At 59.2% G+C, this 21597-nt stretch carries 17 protein-coding genes and 1 pseudogene; 8 read left to right on the forward strand and 10 right to left on the reverse strand.

Annotation, left to right across the window (positions count from 1 at the left end):
- Window positions 1-52 precede the first annotated feature (52 nt).
- The 4 genes from V1294_RS30870 to V1294_RS30885 form a co-directional block, all read right to left on the reverse strand.
- Window positions 53-1483: a DUF1254 domain-containing protein gene (locus V1294_RS30870; RefSeq protein WP_334478411.1), complete on the reverse strand. Its 1431-nt coding sequence runs from the start codon at window positions 1481-1483 to the stop codon at window positions 53-55.
- Window positions 1484-1539: 56 nt separating this feature from the next.
- Window positions 1540-2979, reverse strand: coding sequence for a DUF1254 domain-containing protein (locus tag V1294_RS30875; RefSeq protein WP_334502487.1), 1440 nt, complete (start codon window positions 2977-2979; stop codon window positions 1540-1542).
- 152 nt (window positions 2980-3131) lie between these two features.
- A complete protein-coding gene (locus V1294_RS30880; protein ID WP_334502489.1) occupies window positions 3132-4562 on the reverse strand; it encodes a DUF1254 domain-containing protein in 1431 nt (476 codons plus the stop codon).
- Between the two features lie 116 nt (window positions 4563-4678).
- A complete protein-coding gene (locus V1294_RS30885) occupies window positions 4679-5359 on the reverse strand; it encodes a hypothetical protein (protein WP_334502492.1) in 681 nt (226 codons plus the stop codon).
- A gap of 227 nt (window positions 5360-5586) precedes the next feature.
- Between V1294_RS30885 and V1294_RS30890 the strand changes: the two genes are divergently transcribed.
- The 4 genes from V1294_RS30890 to V1294_RS30905 all read left to right on the forward strand — a co-directional run bounded on the left by V1294_RS30890 (window position 5587) and on the right by V1294_RS30905 (window position 9416).
- The gene (locus V1294_RS30890; protein WP_334502494.1) at window positions 5587-6696 is read left to right on the forward strand and encodes an HlyD family secretion protein; all 1110 of its coding nucleotides are present in this window, start codon (window positions 5587-5589) and stop codon (window positions 6694-6696) included.
- A gap of 227 nt (window positions 6697-6923) precedes the next feature.
- Window positions 6924-7571: a response regulator transcription factor gene (locus V1294_RS30895; RefSeq protein ID WP_334502496.1), complete on the forward strand. Its 648-nt coding sequence runs from the start codon at window positions 6924-6926 to the stop codon at window positions 7569-7571.
- Between the two features lie 151 nt (window positions 7572-7722).
- Window positions 7723-8226: a helix-turn-helix domain-containing protein gene (locus V1294_RS30900; RefSeq protein WP_334502498.1), complete on the forward strand. Its 504-nt coding sequence runs from the start codon at window positions 7723-7725 to the stop codon at window positions 8224-8226.
- Window positions 8227-8435: 209 nt separating this feature from the next.
- Window positions 8436-9416, forward strand: a complete 981-nt coding sequence (locus V1294_RS30905; protein WP_334504881.1) for a SphA family protein — start codon at window positions 8436-8438, stop codon at window positions 9414-9416.
- Between the two features lie 7 nt (window positions 9417-9423).
- Here the strand turns inward: V1294_RS30905 and V1294_RS30910 are convergent, their stop codons facing one another.
- Window positions 9424-10737 (reverse strand): TAXI family TRAP transporter solute-binding subunit, encoded by a 1314-nt coding sequence (locus tag V1294_RS30910; protein ID WP_334502500.1) that lies wholly within the window; start codon window positions 10735-10737, stop codon window positions 9424-9426.
- A gap of 532 nt (window positions 10738-11269) precedes the next feature.
- Between V1294_RS30910 and V1294_RS30915 the strand changes: the two genes are divergently transcribed.
- Window positions 11270-11500: a hypothetical protein gene (locus V1294_RS30915; RefSeq protein WP_334504883.1), complete on the forward strand. Its 231-nt coding sequence runs from the start codon at window positions 11270-11272 to the stop codon at window positions 11498-11500.
- A 110-nt stretch (window positions 11501-11610) separates the two neighbouring features.
- On the opposite strand, the gene V1294_RS30920 is transcribed toward V1294_RS30915, so the two are convergent.
- The 3 genes from V1294_RS30920 to V1294_RS30930 all read right to left on the reverse strand — a co-directional run bounded on the left by V1294_RS30920 (window position 11611) and on the right by V1294_RS30930 (window position 15665).
- Window positions 11611-12816 carry an ABC transporter substrate-binding protein gene (locus tag V1294_RS30920; protein WP_334502502.1) on the reverse strand — a complete coding sequence of 402 codons (1206 nt, stop codon included), beginning with the start codon at window positions 12814-12816 and terminating at the stop codon, window positions 11611-11613.
- Between the two features lie 267 nt (window positions 12817-13083).
- Window positions 13084-14628, reverse strand: a complete 1545-nt coding sequence (locus V1294_RS30925) for an AMP-binding protein (protein WP_334502505.1) — start codon at window positions 14626-14628, stop codon at window positions 13084-13086.
- A gap of 44 nt (window positions 14629-14672) precedes the next feature.
- Window positions 14673-15665, reverse strand: coding sequence for an NAD(P)H-dependent flavin oxidoreductase (locus tag V1294_RS30930; protein ID WP_334502507.1), 993 nt, complete (start codon window positions 15663-15665; stop codon window positions 14673-14675).
- 322 nt (window positions 15666-15987) lie between these two features.
- Here V1294_RS30930 and V1294_RS30935 point away from each other — a divergent pair, with 322 nt between their 5' ends.
- A complete protein-coding gene (locus V1294_RS30935) occupies window positions 15988-17061 on the forward strand; it encodes an AraC family transcriptional regulator (RefSeq protein ID WP_334502509.1) in 1074 nt (357 codons plus the stop codon).
- A 126-nt stretch (window positions 17062-17187) separates the two neighbouring features.
- Here V1294_RS30935 and V1294_RS30940 read toward each other — a convergent pair whose 3' ends face one another.
- Window positions 17188-18063 (reverse strand): LysR substrate-binding domain-containing protein, encoded by an 876-nt coding sequence (locus tag V1294_RS30940; RefSeq protein WP_334502511.1) that lies wholly within the window; start codon window positions 18061-18063, stop codon window positions 17188-17190.
- 144 nt (window positions 18064-18207) lie between these two features.
- Between V1294_RS30940 and V1294_RS30945 the strand changes: the two genes are divergently transcribed.
- On the forward strand, window positions 18208-18984 hold the full coding sequence (locus tag V1294_RS30945) for an acyl-CoA thioesterase domain-containing protein (RefSeq protein WP_334502513.1): 777 nt from the start codon (window positions 18208-18210) through the stop codon (window positions 18982-18984).
- A gap of 299 nt (window positions 18985-19283) precedes the next feature.
- On the opposite strand, the pseudogene V1294_RS30950 reads toward V1294_RS30945, so the two are convergent.
- Window positions 19284-19438: pseudogene (locus V1294_RS30950) on the reverse strand (GFA family protein); the annotation flags it as partial.
- Window positions 19439-20613: 1175 nt separating this feature from the next.
- Here V1294_RS30950 and V1294_RS30955 point away from each other — a divergent pair.
- The gene (locus V1294_RS30955; RefSeq protein ID WP_334502515.1) at window positions 20614-21324 is read left to right on the forward strand and encodes an outer membrane protein; all 711 of its coding nucleotides are present in this window, start codon (window positions 20614-20616) and stop codon (window positions 21322-21324) included.
- Window positions 21325-21597: the final 273 nt, after the last annotated feature.

Consider the following 21597-nt stretch of genomic DNA (forward strand, 5'->3'; position numbering starts at 1 on the left):
GGCTGCGCGGCGCCTCACGTGGCACCGCGCATCAGCAGGTCGGGGATAATCATTACGCAGCATTGATACCGGGCGGCTGCCACGTCCCATTGCCGACCGGCAGAATTGAAGGCGCTTCTGTTTTCGGCCAGTAGAGCCGCATGACCGTATAAATCGGGCCGTTCGGCGCCGGTAGCCAGTTCGATTCCTTATCCGCACCCGGCGACTTGTGCTGGATGTACAGCGTCAGCGACCCGTCGGCGTTCTTCTTCATGGTCGGCAGCATCGGCGAATTGATCAGATAGCGGTTGATCGGATTCTCGATCAGAAGCTGCGTCTTGCCATCGTACATCGTCACCGACCAGAAGGCGTTGACCGGCGGCAATTTACCGGCCGGGAAGGTCAGCGTGTAGTTGTGCTTGCTGCCGTCGAGCGGCTTGCCGTCATCGTCGACGCGCGTGAGCGGATAGACCGCCTCGACCGCATCGTTGCCGTAGATGCCCGCCTTGGCGCCCGCGGCGCGTTTCAGCCAGTCGCCATTGTAGAACTCGGCATTGCCAAAGAAGGAGTTGACCTGCCATCCGTTGAGCGATACGCCGCCCTTTGCGACGGCCTCGTCGACTTTTCGTTCGCCTTGCCTCATTCCGATGAGAATCTCCGCCTTGTGCTCAAGCGGGAGATCCCTGAAGCTGAAGGTCTTTCCCGGCCCGACGCCGATGCGCGCAAGCTTCGCGCGGATATCCTTCTCGCTCTCGAGCGCCGGCGCGAACTGCAGGCAGAAATCGAGATACTCGAAGAAGTTCGTCTTCACGAGTTCCTTGTCGATCTTCGGAAAATTCACAGCCGGCGAAGCGGGCGGCGCCGGCTGCTTCAGAAAGGCGGAAAGCGGCTGCGCCTTATAGCCGGCCTGCACCTTGATCACGTTGCCGATGTCGCCCGGATCAAAAAGCTGGGTGCGAAAGAGAACGAACGAAAACTGCGTGGTCGACTGGAACACCTTCTTGACTCCGGCGGGAGTTGCTCCCTTCCACTCCGGTCCGACGACCATGTAGTCGCCAGCCTCGCTTCCAGTGGCGCGGCTGCCGATATAGCCGTAGTTGAATGTGTTGCCGTCGATAAGCTGGACAGCGTAGTAGCGCTTCGGGTCCACCGCCGGGACCGAAACCACCATCGGCTCCGCCCTCAGGTCTACCCACAAAATCGAATAGGGCGTGTCGCTGTTCGGCGTAATGACGGCGGTGTCTTTATAAGTAGCGACGTGGGATAAGTTCTTGATCTGATTGAACGGCGCCTTGAACTGCCCCGAATTCTGGTCAACGGCAAATTCGTACATGGTGCCGTAGTTCATCACGATCGGCAGGCCGTAGATGAATCCGGTTTCGGCGATGCCCTTGGCCTCGATGATGCCGGGATAGCTCTGCGCCATCAGCAGGCTTGGCCTGGCAATCGCGGCGCCGGCGGCGATCGCCACGGTGGAGCGAAGTAAATCTCGCTTCGTCAACATTTGCACTACTCCTTAACTCGATTGAATTGTCGAATCGATCTGCATTCGGACGTCTGTCAAACCCGCTTGATGCCGGGCGGCCGCCAGGTGCCTTCGCCGGCCGGCAGGATGGACGGCGCTTCCGTCTTCGGCCAGTACAGGCGCATCACGAGATAGATCGTGTCATTGGGCGCAGGCAGCCAATTTGCTTCCTTGTCCGCGCCGGGGCTGTCCTTCTGGATGTAGAGGGTGAGCGAGCCATCCTCATTCTTCTTCATGCCGGGTAACATCGGCGAGTTGATGAGGTAGCGGTTGATCGGGTTCTTGATCAGGAGTTGGCTCTTGCCGTCATACATCGTCACCGACCAGAAGGAGTTCACCGGTGGCAGTTGTCCCGCCGGGAAGGTCAGTGTGTAATTGTGCTTGCTGCCGTCGAGCGTCTGGCCGTCGCTGTCAACGCGCGTGAACGGATAGGTCGCTTCCGCCGGGTCATTGCCATAAATGCCGGCCTGAGCGGCGACGGCACGCTTCAACCAGTCGCCATTGTAGTGGGCGCTATCGCCTGGAAGACCGCTAACCCGCCAGCCATTAATCGCCTTGCCGGCATTTGCGACGGCCTCGTCGACCTTCCGCTGGCCCTCCTTCATGCCGAGGCCAAGCTCCAGCTTATGCTCCAGTGGCAGGTCCTTGAAGTTGAGGGCCTTGCCCGGCCCGACGCCGATGCGTGCCAGCTTGGCGCGTATCTCCTTCTCATTACCCTGTTCCGGCGCGAATTGCAGCGCGAAGTCGAGATAATCGAAGAAGTTGGTCTTCACGAGTTCCTTGTCGATCTTGGGGAAGTCGATGGTTGGCGCGGCCGACGGCGGCGTCTGCTTCAGATAGGCCGAGAGCATCTGCACCTTGTAGCCAGCTTGCACCTTCTTGACGTTGTCGAGATCATCCGGGCCGAAAAGCTGGGTGCGATAGCCCGCGAGGGAAAACTGTGTGCTCGAACGAAACACCTGTTTGATGCCCGCCGGGGTGTCGCCCTTCCAGTCGGGCCCGACCACCATGTAGTCGCTGGCCTCGCTCCCTGTGGCTCGGGTGCCGATATAGCCGTAATTGTAGGTATTGCCGTCGCAGAGCATGACCGAGTAGTAGCGCTTCGGGTCGATCGCCGGCACCGAGAGCACCACCGGTTCCGCCCGCAAATCCAGCCACACGAAGGAATAGGGCGTGTCGCTGTTCGGCGTGACGATTGCCGTATCCTTGTAGGTGTAGACGTTGGGCTCGTTCTTGATTTGGTTGAACGGCGCCTTGAACTGCCCCGAATTGCGATCGACCGCGTACTCGTACATGATTGCATAGTTCATCACGATTGGCAGGCCGTAGATGAACCCTGCCTCGGCGATGTCCTTGGCCTCTAACAGCCTGGGCCAATCGGCTTTGTTCTGCGCAATTGCCGGGGTGGACTTCGCCGTTGTGACGGCGAGCGCAGTCATCGCAGCGGAGCGAAGCAGATCGCGTTTCGTCAACATGGGATGCTCTCCTTTATCATCGTCGTTGTTTCGTGCGGTCGGATGCCAGCGCCAAAGCGCCGGCGTTCAATAGCAGGGCGGATAAGGGTAATAGCCGCAGGCCGGACGAGCGTAGGGATATGAGAGTTTGTGTTTGCAGGACGACTTCAGGCTCACGTGACCTGCTTGACCGGCGGAATCTTCCACGATCCATCGATGATCGAGGGGTTCTTCTCGTTCGGCCAATACAGCCGCATCATCAGGACAAAATCGCCTGACGGTGCGGGAAGCCAGTTGGATTCCTTGTCCTTCCCCGGCGAGTCCTTCTGGATGTAGAGATCGGTGGAGCCGTCCGGATTCGATTTCAGCTCCTCGCGCGCGCTGATCGAGTAGCGGTTGAGCGGATTTTTGACGAAGAAATAGCCGGAGTCATACATCGTGAGCGACCAAAATCCCTCCGCCGGAGGCAGCTGGCCCTTGGCGAAACGCATCACGTACTTGTTGGCGCCGTTGTACTTGCGGCCCTCCGCATCCTTCTGTGAAGTCGGATAGACCGCGTCCTGCGGCCGGTTGGCCCCAAGCCCGATCGCGGTGACGAGCGCGCGCATCAGGTAGTCAGTCCCGTAGATGCCGGTCTTGGTCGTGAAGGCCCAGCCGTTCTCGTCGGTAATGTTCTTGTTGACCTTGAACTGCAACATGATCCGGTCGACGGCGACCTCTGGCACTCGCTTGACGAAATCCGCCTTGAGCTTGCTTGCGTCGAAGTCCTGACCCGGCACGATGCCGAGCTTGGCGAATTTGGCCAACTGCGGTGCATCGGCCGCCGCCGGAGGATTATCCTTCATCAGCTTGCACAGCAGCGTGAAGTACGCCACCGTATCCATCCGGTTGACCTGCTCGCGCACGGCCGTCTTCATGTCGATTGTGGGATCGACGGTCCCCGGAGGCGGCGTGTAGGGTTTTCCGTATGAGCTCAACGGCACCAGCTTGAATTCATCCTGCAGCTTGTGCACCTCGGCGTAATCCTCCGGCGTGCCGGTGCAGTAGATGCGCCCGAGCAGCCATACGATGGCGGTGGGCGACTTGTATTCCTTGACCCCTGGGGGCAGCGTGCCCTTCCAGCCCGGGCCGGTGATCGCGTAGGTCTGCGCACCGGTGCCGGTGGTGCGCTTGCCCGGCACCTCGAACACGGTGGTCCAGCCGTCGAGCATCGGCAACAGTGCGTAGCGGCCTTTCATGTCGGGGATGCTGAGCACCCACGGCTCCTTGCCGACATCGAAAAACGACGTCGTGTAGAGCGTGTCGGCGTTCGGCGCGGTGACGTCCCGGAACGATGCATCGGGATAGTGCCGCAGCTTGATGATCTGGCCCATCGGTCCGCGCGTCCCGGCGGGAGCCGCGACGTTGGTGATGACGCGCCGCGTCATCTCCATCGTCACCAGCGGATATCCGAAGATGTAGGCGTCGGTGGCGAGCAGGAAGTCCTCGATGCCCTCCCCGATTCCGAGGAATGAACCGAGTTCGGCACGGCTGATAGTGCTTGCGGAAGCTCCCGCCAACAGGCTGAGGCCGCCCAGGGTGAGATTGCGTCGCGTGATGTCCATTGAAAATCTCCGTTCAATCGGATTGCGTTTGGTTCAGATCAAAAGGCGCTGACGATTCCCTGATCGAGACGCCGTGCAAACGGGGGAAGCGGCGCCTCCCCCGTTTTTCGCGGGTCTCAGTAACAAGGCGGATATGGGTAATAGCCGCAGGCCGGACGGGGGTACGCGTATGCGTACGGGTGGTAGTACGCAGCTGCTCCATACGCTGCCGCCCCGACGGCGCCGGCATACATCGCGCCCCTGAATGCCGTGCGGCGTGCAACGCCTGCAAACGACAACGGCGTGAACGGCCGGCCGATGATGTCGATGAAGAGCGCGGCCGCGCCGTCGGCGCCGGCCAGATCGCCTTCAAGGACCTGAACGTTGAAAGTGAGCTTGTCGCCCTCGAGCTTCGGGTTCTTCAGCACCACGACGGCGTCCTTTACCGAGCCGTCCTTGCCGAGCACGGAAACGGTCGCGTTCGGCGGGTTCTTGGCGAAGCTGTCGTCACCGGATCCCCATTCCGCGATCACGTCGGCGGTTGGCTGGTGACCCGCGGCGCGCACCGGACGGTCCGCGAAGATGATCGAGCTCGGTGTCACGCCGGTCAGGGTCAGCGTGTCGCCCTGCAGGGCGGCGCCGCGCGAATTAAGCACGAACAGCGACGGCACGAGCTCGGACTTGGCGTGCCCTGAAGCTGCACCGATTGTTTTCATGTTGTGGGGCACCGGGGCCGTCTGTCCGAAGGACGCCCTCGGGCCAATTAACGCCGAAACCACGAGCAGTCCCGCAATCTGTGCCAGCCTTGCGCGCTTCATGTCTGCCTCTCCTGTTGTGAATGGGATGACCACGTCTCGGACGGTCACGCTCGTCCACGACTATGAGAAGGCTTCGCGCGATCGACTATGCAAAAACCAGCAACGCAAAGAATTTGCTGAGATGATCTGAAAATATAGAGTTCTCGCTGCGACCGATTTTGCATAGCGCGTCCCGGTGCACATCCGGCAAATGAGCAGTTGGCGCCACGAAACGAGAGAGGCCGCCCGTGGTTATTATCCTGTGCCTCTATGTGCTCGCGATGTGGGCGATATTTTCCAAGCTCAAGCTGGTCCGCTGGGGCTGGCTGTCGGGAACGATTTCGATACTGATCGGCGGGTTCATTCTCGCGACCTTTATGGCGCTGTTCAATTACCTCACGCCATCCGGCACAGTCACCGTCACAGGCAGAGTTGTCGAGGTAACTCCGAATGTATCCGGCGAGGTCGTGGCTATTCCGGTCAAGCCCAACGTGCCCGTGAAGACGGGCGACGTATTGTTTCAGATCGATCCAGCGCCGTTCCAGTACAAGGTCTCACAGTTGCGGGCATCATTGGCCGCGGCGCGACAGCAGGCAAAGGTTCTCAAGTCCAATTACGAGCAGGCCACCGCGAACGTCGCCGGTCTCGACGCGCAGCAGAAATATAATGCGAAGCGGCTCGACAACATCCAGAGGCTATATGCAAGCGGAGCCAACACCGAGTTCAAGGAACAGGACACCCAGATTCAATACGAAACCGTGACAGCTCAACTCAATGCGGCCAAAGCTACCCAGCAGAGCGCCAAACTGGCGCTGGACTCGGAGATCGGCGGCGTCAATACATCGGTTGCCCAGATCCAGGCACAGCTCGATCACGCCACCTGGGAGCTATCGCAAACCAACGTTCGAGTGCCAGCCGACGGGTACGTCACCGTCGTCGCGCTGTCGGTTGGCGATCGTGCGACACAGGCCCGTTCGACGATGTCGTTCATCGTCGAGAAGGAGATTACAATTGTCGGGTTGTTCTCGCAGAATGGTTTCCAGACCATTAAGGTCGGAGCGCCCGTCGATATCGTATTCGACAATGCGCCTGGCCGGATCTATCACGCAAAAATCATCGCGATTCCAAAGGGAATCGGCCAGGGCCAGATCGCCGTCTCCGGGACGCTCGCGCGCACCACGGCGCTAGGTGGCGCGACGACCTTCCCTGCGGAAATTTCCGTGCCTGATGAAATGAGCCGAGACTCGCTGCGGTTGGGAATGTCGGGAAGCGCCACCGCATTTGCCGCAAATGCAGGCGTTATCGGCCTGTTGGCGTCAATACTGGTGTGGGTCAGCTCCTATACGGCGTACCTGTAGCCAGCCGATTGGCACAACTGCATATTCCCGAGTCAGGCACAGACTTGCATATTGCATACATACACGCTCCGCGTTGACCGCCGGGGGGCTACACGTTATTCTCGCATTTCCGATTTTTCCTTGCTCAACGGCGTGCTTAGCCTTGGCTTGGCGCGCTCGCAGCGGATCGCTTCCGGAGTATGTTCGGGACTCGGCCGACGGGCCACGACAAGGGCGAGAGATTGGGAATGACGGGCGCGCCCGTAGTTTATATCGTGGACGACGACGCGTCGTTTCGCGGCGCGATTTCCCGGGTATTGAAAGCTTCGGGTTATGCCGTGGTCGAGTTCGACTCGGCGGCCGACTTTTTGCAGAACATCCCCGACGCCAAACCCGGCTGTCTTCTGCTCGACGTGCAGATGCCCGCATTCGGCGGTCTGGAGCTTCAGCAGGAGCTGGCGAAGCTGTCGCATCACTGGCCGATCATCTTCATAACCGGTCACGGCGATATTCCAACGACCGTTCGCGCTATCAAGGCTGGCGCCGAAGACTTTCTCTCCAAGCCGATCCTGAGGCAGACGCTGCTGGAAGCGATCGATCGCGCGCTGTCACGCTTTGCGGCGATCCAGCAGAGTCAGGGCCGGCTCGATGCGCTAAACGCTCTGATTGCGAAACTAACTTCCCGCGAGAGCGAGGTTTTCGCGTTGATGGTCCGCGGCAAAATGAACAAGCAGATTGCGCATTTGCTGGGTACTTCCGAGCGAACCATCAAGTATCATAGACAGATGATCATGCAGAAGCTTCAGGTCGGATCGTTTGCCGAGGCAGTCTCGGTGGCGGAGCGAACCGGAATCCTGACGCCCCAGCCCTCGCCCGACATCAAGAGCGCTTCATAGCCGTCGCCGCGCGAGCGCCCCCGCCGCGCCCCGCTGACGGCCGTTCAACTACCGGTTTTGCCCTCAGGTACAGTAGCGCGCTGTCGCGCATGATGCTGAGTTGCCCCAAGTCCAGCGCTTTCACCGCGATCGCAGAATCGGGGGGCATTAGATGACTATCAGTTATTTGTCAGTAAATCTTTCAGACGTTTCTAGCCAATCGACGATCAGAACCTGGCGCGATCTCGTGGTCCAAGCCGAGGCGATCGCTCTGGCAGAACTCGATTCACCGCTGCACATTTCGGCTCTCTGCAACGCCCTTGCCGTCAGCGAGCGCACGCTGCGCAAGGCATTTCACAATGTCCACGGCGTCCCCCCTTGTCGCCATCTTCGCATGCAGCGGTTGTTACAGGCGAGGCGCGCGCTGCTGTCTTCCGACAGCAACCTCACGACCGTTACAGAGGTTGCGACCTGCTACGGCTTTGCGGAATTGGGGCGCTTCTCGGTCGAATACCGCAGCGTATTTGGTGAAAGCCCTTCGGAGACCCTGCAGCGGACGTCGCAAGCCGACGCCGGCGAGTCGTCTGAACCGCACGAAAACGCAACGCCGCAACGAGACCACAGGCCCTCAATTGCACGCCGGCCAGCGTTGCCTACCGCTGCAGCTCAGGCGTGACTTTGCGGCAACAACTAGGACGGAAAATCAAAACCGGATCGAATCTGCATAGCGACCGCACCTGGCGTGAAATTTCCTCGCTATGCGGATCCAAAGAGATTTCGAGGGGCAAACAGATGACGCGCGAACGATCTCAGCAAACCACCAGCTTGCGTCCGAGGCATACCAGCGCAGCCGTAGCGATCGCGCTGCTGGCTTGCCTTCCGAGCATGTCCCGCGCCGACGAGGGTGGCGTTTCCTACTGGCTGCCTGGCCGTTTTGGCAGCCTCGCAGCCGTCCCCGCCGTGCCGGGCTGGTCGATGGCTGCGGTCTACTATCATACCACCGTGGAAGCATCCGGCGCGGTGGCCGCAGCCAGGCAGATTCAGATCGGCAGGATCCCCGCCAACGTCGCCGTCAGCCTGGACGCCAGTCTGAGCGCACAGGGCGATCTCGTATTTCTGAATCCTACCTATACGTTCGCAACGCCGGTGCTTGGCGGACAACTGGCGATCGGCGTTATCGGCCTGTTCGGTCGTTCGAGTGCCAGTGTCGACGGCACGCTGACGGCAGCCCTCGGTCCGCTGGCGGTGACCCGGACCGGCTTCATCCAGGACTCAATCACATCGGTGGGTGACCTGTATCCGCAGGCAACGCTGAAGTGGAATGCCGGCGTGCACAATTTCATGACCTATCTGACCGGCGACGTCCCCGTCGGTGCCTATAGCTCAACCCGCCTTGCCAATCTCGGCATCGGCCATGCCGCCATCGATGGCGGCGGTGGCTATACCTATTTCAACCCGGCGGCGGGCCAAGAGTTTTCGGCCGTTGCGGGATTTACCTACAACTTCAAGAATCACGACACCAACTACCAGAACGGAATCGACTTTCATGTCGACTGGGGAATGTCGCAATTCCTTTCCAAGCAGTTTTTCGTCGGTTTTGTCGGATATGGCTACCAGCAGATCACCGACGATTTCGGCCAGCACCCGATCCTGGGAGCTTTTCGATCGCGCGTGCTCGGCATCGGCCCCCAGGCCGGCTTCCTGTTTCCCGTCGGCGACATGCAGGGATACCTCAACCTGAAAGCCTATGGTGAGTTCGCGGCAGAGAATCGGCCATCGGGATGGAATGCTTGGCTGACGTTCTCGATCTCGCCGATGGCGCCGGCCAGCACGTTGACGCCGACGAAGCATCGGATTGTGAAATAACGCAATGCTACTGTCGGGAGGCCACCGTCGAACGAACCAGCATCCGGCGGTGGCTCATCAGATACTGTAGCCTGTGGGCCGCGAGACCCAGCGCGGCCATCTCGGCGCTGTCGGCGTTCTCGCCCGCGTTCCTCGCAAGCTCGTTCTTCAGGATATCGTCAATCCGCTTTTCGATATCCTCGAGTTCGGCTTCGCTTTTCGCATTCCTGATTTCGTTGCCGAGCTCGTAGAGCGGCTCCAGCATGCTCTCGGGCCCGGTGCCGGATCGGGCGAAACGCCAGGCAGCCACGAGGATGGAGATCAGCGAGCCCAGCAGCAACGAGCCGTAGTAGAGCTTGTCATCATACCTATCGAGAAAACTCTGCTGGTTGCCATTGTAATAGGTCGCGGCCCCCGGATGGATCGGGATCAGCGCGTCCGCGTCCGTGCTCGGTGCTGCGGCCTGGCCCAGTATCGGAAACTGCGACAGCAGGTCCCGTTTCGCATCGACCAGCGACTGCGTCAGGTCGGTAATGGCGTCGGCGCTTACGGTCTTGTTGGCGACGAGAAAGTACGAAACGCGCAGCGACGTGAGATCATCGGAAGGGACCGGCGGTGCGCCCCGCAAGGTGCCCTTCGGGATGTCATAGCTCTCGTAGTACTGCGCAACATTGGCGACCGCGCCGGCCGATTCGATCTCGATCAGCTTTGGCGCCGATCCCTTGGCGCGTTCCTGTTGAAAGAATTGCCTGACCTTGGCGAGATACTTTTCCGTCAGCGGAACAACAGCCAGCAAAGCGTGAACTTTTCCCGATGCGAGCGCTGCTGAGGCGTCGTTGATGGCAACATCCTGAAAACTGACCTGATACACCTGCTTCAGCGCCTCGACTGCCGGCTGGTTGATCGCTCCGCCGATGATACCGACCGTCGTATTGCGGAGATCGCCCAGACTATCGGCGCTCGCAACCGATGGGGTCATAATCAAGACCACGCCGTGGGTCAGGAGCAACACGCTCCTGGCATCCGCCAGACCGCCTGTATCGCCGCGAACAACGGCGAGGTCCACCCTGTGCGCGGCCAACAATTCGGCCGCCTGTGCCGATGTACCGGCGTCGCTGACTTTCAACCGGACATGCGAGTTGGACGCTGTCAGGCGCGCTGATATCGCCGAGATAAGCGCCAGCGCCTCGCCATCGGTCGACCCGGCAGCCACAGTAAGAACAACTGGCTTTGCGAAGTAGCGATACGCGAACCATCCGCCGCCGATCGTCGCAGCCGTCGCTGCCCCGACAATCGATATCCTGAGCCATCGCGGCCACAGATTGATCGCGAGGCCCGCCATCGCGTTACATCACGAGCGCCAGCTTGCCCGGCGGCGGCTGCGAAAACGCCGTCGTTGAACCCATCAGCGCGGCCAACGATAAACCTGCCAATATTCCAGGACTTTTCATGGACATGTTCAATCACTTTTCTGCTGGTTCGCCCCGCCTGCCTATCGAGATGGGTCTGTTCGTCGCTGGCAGGATATCCTTAAGGGCTGGGCCACCCGCCTGACTATGCAAATTCGGGCGTTTGAAATGATCGCGCCGTGATCCATGACATCTTAATCTTTGATATTTTGGCGCGCCTGCATCGCTGTTCGGACATACGCCTGATCTCGGCGTCACTCACTCAGCCGACAGGTGCGCCAACTGGAATCCGTCCTCGGCGTCGACTTGTTTGGTGGTCCAAGAAGCAAGCCAGAACTGACACCTACGGGCCAATCACTTGCTCCGGTCCTGACCGCAGCGCTCGACCAGATCGATAACGCTGTTCGAGCTGTCCTTGCTGAGAAAGAGGGCCTTCTTCAGGTTGCGTGTCTAAGCACGCTAGCGATGCGCTGGCTGATCCCACGCCTGCATCGGTTCACACAGGTCCACCCAGGCATTGACGTGCGCCTCAGCACCGACAAAGAACACATCGACCCTGAGCGCGGGAGCTTCGATCTTGTTATCACAGTGATCGATGGCACGGGCGCGCGACCGTGCTGCCTCAACCGGGTTGGCGGAATATGGGGCCTCGTCGATCACGCAGACGTTCAATCCATATTCTATCTTTTTAAGTGAGGGACGGCGCAAAGTTGTATGCGATACCCCGCAGTCGCCATCTGCCGAACCCGGAAGCGAATGAAGCCTCAATAGTGGCGAACGACAAAGCAATTTTGCTGGATGGCCTTTCAAAATTGCATGTTCCCTTTCAGTAACCCGCCGAAGAGTTCCCATTGCGTGCCCTTGAAGCGCATCATCTGCATTTGTTCGATCGGGGAAAAGTTATCCGCACTAGTGTTGATCGTGATGCCGGGAAGCAGGACGTCTGATTTGACAGCCCTCAAGCTTGCGGCTTGCTTCATTATATTTTCACGCGTGAGCTCGTTTCCGCACTGCTTCAGTACCTGCTCCATCGCCTGGGCGAACAAGTAGCCTAGGGTCACGATCGTGTCGGCCCTGTTTGCTTCCGGCATATATCTGTTGAGGAACTCTAGATAAGATGCCATCCCTGGATCGTCCTTCCACTGCGGGTCCATTGTATCCTTGTAGAAGGTAGCGGAAATTAGGCCTTGCAAGCTATCCAGCCCTGCAGCCGCAATGACTGCCCCGACCGACGAGGACACGCTCGTGACGATATGGAGCGGCCGCCAACCGAGTTCGCTAACCTTTTTTATTGCCTGCGCTGCGAACTTCGGGCTCGAGAAATTTACGAGCACGTCCGCGTCTGAGTGTTTGAGCTTAACGACCTGCGAATCGATCGTTGGCTCTGACACTTCGTAAGATTCTCGTGCGACGATCATCGACTGTTTACTGCCCAAAGCGTCTATGAATCCGCGCATCAGGTCTTTGCCAAAATCGTCATTTTGAAACAGAATGGCGATCTTGGCGTCCGGCTTCTGTTCGAGAATGGATTTTGCAAAGATTCTGCCTTCCGTCTGATAGTTGACGGCCAGGCCCATCGTCCACGGAAAATTCTTCGGGTCGGCCCACTTAGTGGCGGCGGATGCGACGAACAGCTGCGGTACCTTGCGGCCGTTTATATACTTGTGGATGGCGGAGTTCGATGGCGTCCCCATAGAGCTGAAGATCAGGAGCACCTCGTCGCTCTCGACGAGCTTGCGGGCCTGTTCGACGGCTTTGGGCGGACTGTATGCGTCGTCGTAACTGATGAAATTAATCTTGCGTCCGTTGATACCCCCGCGATCGTTGAGTCTCTTAAAATATGCAGCCTCCGCCTTTCCGATCAATCCGTATGCGGATGCTGGCCCGCTATAGGGCATGATGTTGCCTATCTTGATTTCTGTGTCCGTAACGCCTGCATCATATTTTTTCTGCACCTGCGCAGAGGCTGAATGGATCACACCAAGCATGAAAAGCGCGGCGATCACTGACATTTCGGCTCTAACCATCGTTTTTCCGTTCCTTCGTGAGTTCCCGACATCGGGCGTTTCAGCTGGCTCTGGCGCTACCGCAGATTGACTCCACTGATTGAAAGCTTCCGTCCCTGAAAGGCTGAGTCGACCATTGACGACAATCTGCGCGCCAGGGAAAAGCGACGCCAACTCGAGAGCGAGGCTGCGCGCAAGAGTCGTTCAGCACTCGACGGCAATCGTAGTAAGCATTTTGGTTGCTTCGCAGCTCCATCGTACGAAAGAGCAGCGCTATGTCTGGGTGCAATAGCGCGCGCGCAAAGCTTGTTTATCGACCTTGCCTAGCGGCGTCATCGGCAGGTCGTCGACAAAATAGATTGACTTCGGAGCTTGAACGGCTCCCTTCTTGTCTTTGACGTGCAGAACGAGCTCCTGCTCGGAGGCGCCGTGCGGTGAGCGCAAGACAACAATCGCGGTGACCGCTTCGCCCCACTTTTCGTCAGGCACGCCGATGACCGCAGCATTGGCGACGGCTGGATGAGACGTCAGTGAATCCTCGACTTCGCGCGGAAATACGTTGAATCCGCCGGTGATGACCATATCTTTCTTGCGATCGACAATGTAGAGGAATCCTTCATCATCCCTTCGTCCGATATCGCCCGTATGCAGCCACCCGTGCTTCAACGTTTCGTGCGTGAGATCCGAAAGCTTCCAGTATTCTTCCATCACATAGGGGCTGCGAATGCAGATTTCGCCGGCGTCGCCCAGCGGTACTTCACTCCCCTCATCATCGATCAGCCGTACGTCGGCTGCCGTGACGGGAAGTCCGCACGATGTGAAAAGATGCTTGCGCGAAAGATCATGGTCCGACTTTCGCAATACTGTTGCCGGGTAGCATTCGGTCTGACCATAGAGCTGCGAGAACACTGGTCCGATGCGCTTCAGCCCGTCCTCCAACCGGCTCGGCGACATCGCTGCCGCGCCGTAGAGCAGCAGTTCGAGACTTGAAAGGTCGGCCTTTGCGAACTCGGGATGATCCAGCAGAGCATAGATCATCGTCGGGACCATCAGCGAGAAATTGATTTTGTGCTCGCTGATCGTCCTCAAGACACGCGAGGGATCGAAGCCGGTCAGCAGATGAACCGTTCCCCCCAGAATCAGGGTCGGGAGCACCTTTACGCCAGCGACATGGCTGATCGGTGCCACCGTGAGATACCGGGGAGAAACAGGAAGTTCAAAGTTAGCAAGGATCGCCGTCACGTATGACGTTACCGCACCATGCCGCCGCATTGCGCCCTTCGGGCGCCCGGTTGTTCCGCCGGTGTAGTTGAGAAGCGCGATATCGGTGGTCTTCGCCAGATCGCGCGGCGTGAACGATCCCGCTGCTTCTGCGCCTGAGAGAAGGTCAGCGCCGAAACTGGCGTGCCCAATTCGAAATAGTTTCATGTCGCGCGGAATTCGCGCTGCAAGCTGATCACCTCGCGTCGCGAAATGCTCCGCATCGACGACTAGCGCATCAACTTCGGCGTCTTCGATTTGATAGATTTGATCGTCCAGCGACCCCGCCGGGTGCAGCCATGTGATGCTGAACCCGCTCAGGTGGGCGGCCACCGAGGCGCACCAGCAATACCCGCAATTGCCGGCCAGGAAGGCAATACGGCGGGGCCGGACGAGACCCGCCTTTGCATAAATCGATTGAATGCGTCCAATCAGATCAGCCGCGCCTCGATAGGTTAGCTTGTGGCTGTCCCACACGAACGCGGTTCTATCCGGATAACGCGAGAGCGCCCGCAACGTTTGCCGGCCAATCGTGGGGCCTGAAGTCGCCAATTCCATTTACGTCTCCGTTTGAGCCCGCCGATCCTTGCCGGCATGGGCCGCTAGTTCACGCGTGTTGCATCGCGCGCTTGGCAGTATTCGATGAATACTTCGTTCACTAGTTCCGCGACGGTAGTGACGCGATCGACGCCCGAGACGCTGTGTCCAGCACTCCAGATGTCGCGCCAGCGCTTCGGCCCCAATGTCGATGTCTTGCCGCCATACATCTCTGCGGCTTCGAGGACGGTGATTTGCTCATTCAGTTTCCCGGGGTCGAGACCGGCATTGATGATCGACGGCAACAGGATGTTGGTCTGCAAGCCCGTAAAGGCGTTTGTCAGCGTGACGTCGTCGATCGAACTGTCGACGAGCATCTGTTTGTGTTCGTCCGCGGCCATGCTCTCGCGGGTCGCTATGAATCGGGTGCCCATGTAGGCGAGACGGCATCCAAGCACGCGCGAGGCCCATAACGCGAAGCCGTCGGAGATGCCGCCGGCAAGCACAATCGGGCCGGAAAATATTTGACTGACGGCCCGCACGAATGCGAACGGGTTAAGCCATCCGGTTTGACCGCCGGCCCCCGCTGTCAACAAGATCAGACCATCGGCGCCGGCTTCGAGCGCACCCTCCGCGTGCCGCAACGTTCCGACGTCGGCAAAAACCAGAGATCCCGCATCATGAAGCGGCGGAATCACCGCTGCCGGAGAACCAACGCTCGTGATGACGATTTCGCTGCGATACTTGATGACGCAGGCGAGATCGTCCGCCAACCTCGGCTGCCGCATGATGAGATTTGGGCAGAATGGCGCGACAGGCTTGCCGTGATTGTCGGCTTTTGCCTTGGCGCCGGCATTTGTTATTTTAGCGAGCCAGCCGTCCAGTTCCTCGCTCGTCCTGGCATTCGCCGTTGGAAAGGCGCCGATCACCCCTGCCGCGCATGCGGCAGCAACCATGTCCGGGCCCGACACATGAAGCATGGGAGCGGCGATCAAAGGGAGCCGCAAGCGCGATGTGATGCGCTCAGGCAAGGCATCCGCGTACTCAGCGCCGTTCATCGATCGCGGCTCGCTACGTTCAGGCGCAGGAGACCTGCGATCTCCTCCACCGTTTGTACCGAACCGAAGGCCGCCTTGAAGATGTCCAGGGGGCCCCGATATGTGCGATCACTGGCCATGGCGCTAAGCGTGAACGGCAGCAGTCTCGGAATTCGCTCTTCAGAAAGCCGAGAGAACTCTGGGCCACGAGCACGACCTAATTTGATCACGGTTTCCCTCACTGGTATGCCTTTGGGCCATGAACAACATGCCGCAGCGTAGTTGACGGGTTGCGCCATTTGGCGCCAATTAGGTGGCGGATCGTGCCATCTTGAGAACTCAGATGCCCAAACACACGCACCGGCGCCCTGCTGCACAGTTCGAGCCCACCACAGTACCGATTGCCTTCATTCATACGATACTCTCGGGCTACAAGAGATACGGCCGGGACGCCTCGTCATTGTTGCGGCGCACCCAAATCGCGCCAGCAATTCTCGACAATCCCGGCGCATTGATCACATGGCAGCAGTTCCAGACCTTCTATTTCGGGGCGGTTCGCGAACTTGAGGACGAAACGGTCGGCTGCTACACGCGCCCGATACAGGTTATTGCGGGGCTCCTGTGGCGCGCGGCACTCGCCGCGCCGACTCTCGGTCTCGCGCTCCGCCGCTGGTTTCGATATCAGGCGCTGCTCATTGAGGATGTCACGATCGAAATTACGATCACCGGGCAGAATGCAGTTATCGCTTTGAACGAACATTCTGATCTAGGCGCGCGGCGGGACTTTGCTTGTGTCACCTGGCTCAAGGTTATTCATGGCTTCGCCTCATGGTTGATCGATTCCAGGGTGCCGCTGATCGACGTGACGTTCCCCTATCCTCGTCCACCGCATGGCGCACTGTATGCTCTCTATTTTCCTGGCAAGATCAGCTTCGGTCGTGAAGTCACGAGCCTGAGCTTCGACCGACGCTATCTCGAACTCCCGGTGGTACGAGACGACCAGGCTCTGCGTCGGATGCTGAAACAGCAATGTAATATGATGATCGTGCAATATCGCCGGGATCGGCTGCTCTCGGCACGCGTGCGTGAGCAGTTGCGCGCGGATCTAGGCCTCGCCTTAGGAGTTGAGGGTATTTCCCGCGCCTTGCGACTCTCGACCCGTAGTCTGCACCGCCATCTGCGGGAGGAAGGCACCTCCTTCCAGGCGATCAAGAACCATCTGCGTTGCGAATGGGCGATGACTCTGCTGACCGGTCCCGCTTTGCCGGTTAAGGTGATAGCGAAACAACTCCGCTTCGCCGACGACAAGGCCTTCGCTCGAGCATTCAAGCAGTGGACGGGGCAATCGCCCTCGACCTATCGGCGGGTAGTGGTGGCAAAGCGGCCAACTGCCAAAGCGGTACGCTTCGGGCGGTGAACCGGGAAGGCGCTGGCGGGGTCGCCAACTTCCTGTCCGATCCGAAGCGCTCGATGTGAACCCATTCTGCGAGCCCATCTTCGCAAGACTGGCCGATGGTAACTCCGTAAATCGGAGCTGTTGTTGTTAACGGGAGCGGTCGACTGCGTCCACGATCCATCGCCGGAGCGCGCCAATCCGCCGGTCGCGCGCCTGTTCGGTTCGCGACACCAGATAAATCGTCTCAGCGGGACCGATTTCTATATCAAAGGGGGCGACCAGCTTTTTGCCAAATCCAGGTCGCGCCTTGATCAAAGGAGCCATGGCGAGCCCGACGCCAAGGCCATGTTCTGCCGCCTCGAGCACCGCTGGCACGCTGTCGAGCCAAAGATGACCACGCGGTGTGATGTGCGGGATCCCGGCCTCCCTAAGCCAGACCGGCCAAGCGCGGGGCTGCGTCGTGAGGTGGATGAGCACCTGGCGGGACAAGTCGTCAGGCCTGCGCAGGTCGCTCTTGATCAGCGCGGGTGCGCATACCGGCAATCCGCTGACCTCGATCAGCGGTTCGAATTTCAGGCCGGCTGAATGCTCACGTCCATAACGGATGGCGACGTCGACCCGTGAACTGTTGAAGTCTGCATATTGATGCGTCGCTTCGATGCGCAACGTCAGTTCCGGATGGCGTCGTTTAAAATCCGGCAACGCCGGAATCAGCACGGTGCTGGTGAAGAATGGCAATGCGCTGATCCACAATTCGCCGCCGCTGTCTCGCCGATGTCGCAGCAGCTCCTGGCCGGCTTCCTGTAGCGCCGCCAGCGCTAGCGAAACTTTCGCCAGATAGCGCTGTCCGTCCGCGGTCAATCGCACCGACCGCGCGCCGCGAACAAAGAGCTTCACACCAAATTGCGCCTCCAGCCCGCGGATCTGGTGGCTGATTGCCGATGGGCTGAGCGCTAGATCGCGCGCGGCACGGCGGAAGCTCAATTGGGTCGCGGCACGCTCGAACGCGAGCAGCGCCGTCACCGGAGGGAGCGCCCGCAGCGGCAAGTCCGATGATACTGACGGGTGAACATTTTTCATCTCAAGTGATCTAATCCCTTTTGCTATGAGGATTGTTATCATTCAAATTGCGCTGGCACTCAATATTCTCACTCTTGGAAATCCCGCTTGACTATCTTCGAGCCGCTAGGCGTCCCTCATCACTGGCAGCCTTCGCCGCTGGCCGCAGGACCATTCGCAGGATTGCAGGGTGGCGCCGTCGCCAGCCTGCTGACGGCGGAAATCGAAGCGATCGCCGGACCGCGAAAGTGGGGGAGCGCCGTCTCCGCGACGGCGTGGTTCCTGCGCCCGACGCCTATCGCGAAGTTGCGAACGCGGCTTGCCGTTGTGAGCGAGGGCGGCCGCGTCAGCGTCGTCGACAATACGCTGTGGCCTGACGGCGAAGAGGATCCTTGCGCCACCGTGCGGGTAACGCTGTCGCGCGAACGCGCAATCGAGGTGCCGGGATTTGTGGACGGAGGGGGTGACAGCTTCGACCCAACTCGGTTCCCGGCGCGTCACGTGCAGGCTGCCCGCGGCCGGCCATGGTTCATGGACGCCATGGAGGCGCGCGCAGGCGATGGCATCGCTTGGTTTCGGCTCAAACACCAGATCATCGATGGCGCCGGCCCACTGTCGTCCGTGCTCGGACCTGCGGACTGGACCCATGGCATCGCGCGGCCGTTCCAGAATGTCGTCGCGGATCCCAATCCAAACCTGACGGTCCAGCTCCTCAGGCGGCCGGCAGGCGAGTGGGTGGGGATCCGCGCACAGAGCCGCTGGCAACCCGCCAGCGGGCTCGGAATCGGAAGCGGTACATTGCTGGATTTGCACGGAGAAATTGGCCATGTCTCTATGTCGGTAGTGCTGGTGCCATTTCCGAAGTCGGCGTCGGTCGCAAACTAGCCGCTCTCCCGGCTGCCCGCCGGCATCAGTGAGGCGCGCTTTGGCCGATCGTTAGTTCCGCTTGTTTCCTAGACGCGGCTTCACCGCGTTTTGTCCGGTCTTGTCCCTTCGCGAGCAAAATCGAACACCTCAAAGTTCGAGATCTCTGACGATTCGAACGCGAATGCACCACGACTGCGTCAGTTGAGGATCAGCATCGAAGCTCTCGAGAGATGTGACAAGTCGGGTGACAGGCGCCGAACGAAAACGATCGCACCATGCGGTACGATTTCCTCAGGCTCGGCAACGTTCAGGATTTCTCCTGACTTGATCTGTACCGCCTCCGGCTTCCATAGGCTGAAGGCGTTGACGGGCCGTCTGACCACAACCGACAAGTACTGCAATGACAGTAGCCCACGGCCTCGGGCGATCCAGTGACCTCAAGTTTAACGGCGCCGCCTCCAATGTGACTCATGCGTCTTGAGCTTGCGTTTCAATGAGACGCTCGCTGCATAGATTGTGTGTGGCCGCTCAGAGCGAACCAGGGCTCATCAACCCGCATGGGAGCCTGCCTGAGGCACTTTTTAACTCGCAAAAAAAGCTTGCGCAGCGCTTCGTCCTCGTGCTCGCAACCATCTTGGCATTAGCCCCGCGGCGGTGGGCCGGAAAAAGTCAATCCGCTGCCGGAGTGCAGGTCGATTGCCATGAACACTCCAGCAACGAGGAGAGTCATCGTACAACATAAAACTAACGCCATTTCAGGATGCTTCTCGATCGCAAAGTTTATTTTAGATAGCAGGTCCATAAATGTCCTCGTTTCTAAAGTGAAGCTACGCGACGAGGATTCGTCGCTGAGGTTTCAACTCAACTCAAAACCGCTCCCAATACCGAGGCTAGATTCCCAAGCACAAGTGGCGGCCACCCATGAAGCTCACGCGGAACAGAAAAGCATGACATCTTGATGCCCGGCTGCGAGGAGCAATTTTCCCTTGAGCTTCCAGAGTACGGCCTTCCAAAGAACGAGAGTCATGGTGTCGAATAAGATTGGGGATCGTAGCCTTGCATTTGCGGCCTCGCGTCCCTCGATCAGAGGATGCGGCGGCCCCAAGTAGCGCCGCGCCATGCGATAGTGGGTTGGCCCTGCTGCTTGCTTACTACACTGCGCTTGCCGTGGATTAGCAGCGCCTCATCCTCCGATCGAATGACGCGGCAGGCATATGTTTGTCGCCATGATCTGGCTCAGCTCTGGCCTCGCTGTCGCTAGAACCAGATGAGGGGACAAAGCAGGAAAAACTGATGAGGACCACATGAAACCAATTTCGATCGTGACGACGCTCGTGGCAGGGTTCGCGTTCGTGGCGGCTATGGACGGAGCATTCGCCCGAGCTAGCACCGGTACACGCCCCATCAGCACTGCCGCGGGAAAGCCCTTCAACATTAATGGTGGTACGGGCAAAGGCGTCGGCGGTGAGGCCAATGCCGGATTTGGCGGCTCCGCCGGTGGCACTACCCGACCCCGTCGCTCCCCCGCTCATCGGCCATGGGAACCAAGATCATATTAGTCATCGCAGAAGACGCAGGCACTCAGATCTCGTTCGTGTGTCTTTGTTGCTGCGAGAGATCGCTGCACCTAGAGAGGTTAGGATTTCAATGAAGCAAATCTGGAACGGATTGGTCTTGGCGGCGGTTCTTTCGGCGCCTGCAATGGCGACGGATATGATCCATCCGGTCCACAGTAAAGCACCGGCCATAGACCACTTATACAATTGGTCAGGTGTGTATGCTGGCGCCCATGTTGGTTATAACTGGGGACGCGCCCGCGTCGCCGACAATGGCGTCGTCACCGAAAATGCGGTGCGGATGGATGGAGCCGTCGGGGGGCTGCTTGCCGGTGTAAACTGGCAGGCCGGTGCGTTCGTCTATGGTCTGGAAGGTGATTTCGGGGTGAGCAATTTGCGGGGTACTGGCACCGTCACCCCGCCCTCGCCCCCACCAACCACAATCCCACCCGCGCCGATCGTTCAGCTACCCAATCACTACAAGGTTGACTGGACCGGGTCCGTTCGCGCACGGGTGGGTTACGCCATCCTCCCAAAAACGCTGGTGTACGTCGCGGGTGGCCTTGCACTGGCAAACTTTGAGTTCCGTGACGGTGACGCGGTGTACGCCATCTCCCGCCTCCTCAATGGTTGGGTTATCGGCGGCGGTGTCGACCATGCATTCACGTCGAATCTGATCGGTCGTCTCGAATATCTCTATGCGGACTATGGAAACCGGGATTTCGCGGTTGTTCCTGGCGACACCTACAATGTTGGCTTCAAGACCCAAACATTTTGCGGCGCGATGATCTGGAAATTCTGACCATATGGAATAATCCGGATTCACGGCGCGGGGGATAATCCTCGAGCAAGACGACATGATCCCCCGATCGCCGGACGCGCACCCATTCTGCCGATGCTAGTCGAACGGTTGGGGGAACAAAACCATCATACGGAAAGCATCTGGACTATGATCAAGATCCCAAACGTTCTAATTGCGTGCATGATCGCCATAGGCGGAGCAGCAGCGGCTGCCAGCGTCAATCCGGCGCTTGCGATGACAGCCGCGCCGAGCGGCCCTTCAGCATCGACGGCC

The organism is Bradyrhizobium sp. AZCC 1678, from assembly GCF_036924765.1.
GTDB lineage: Bacteria > Pseudomonadota > Alphaproteobacteria > Rhizobiales > Xanthobacteraceae > Bradyrhizobium > Bradyrhizobium algeriense.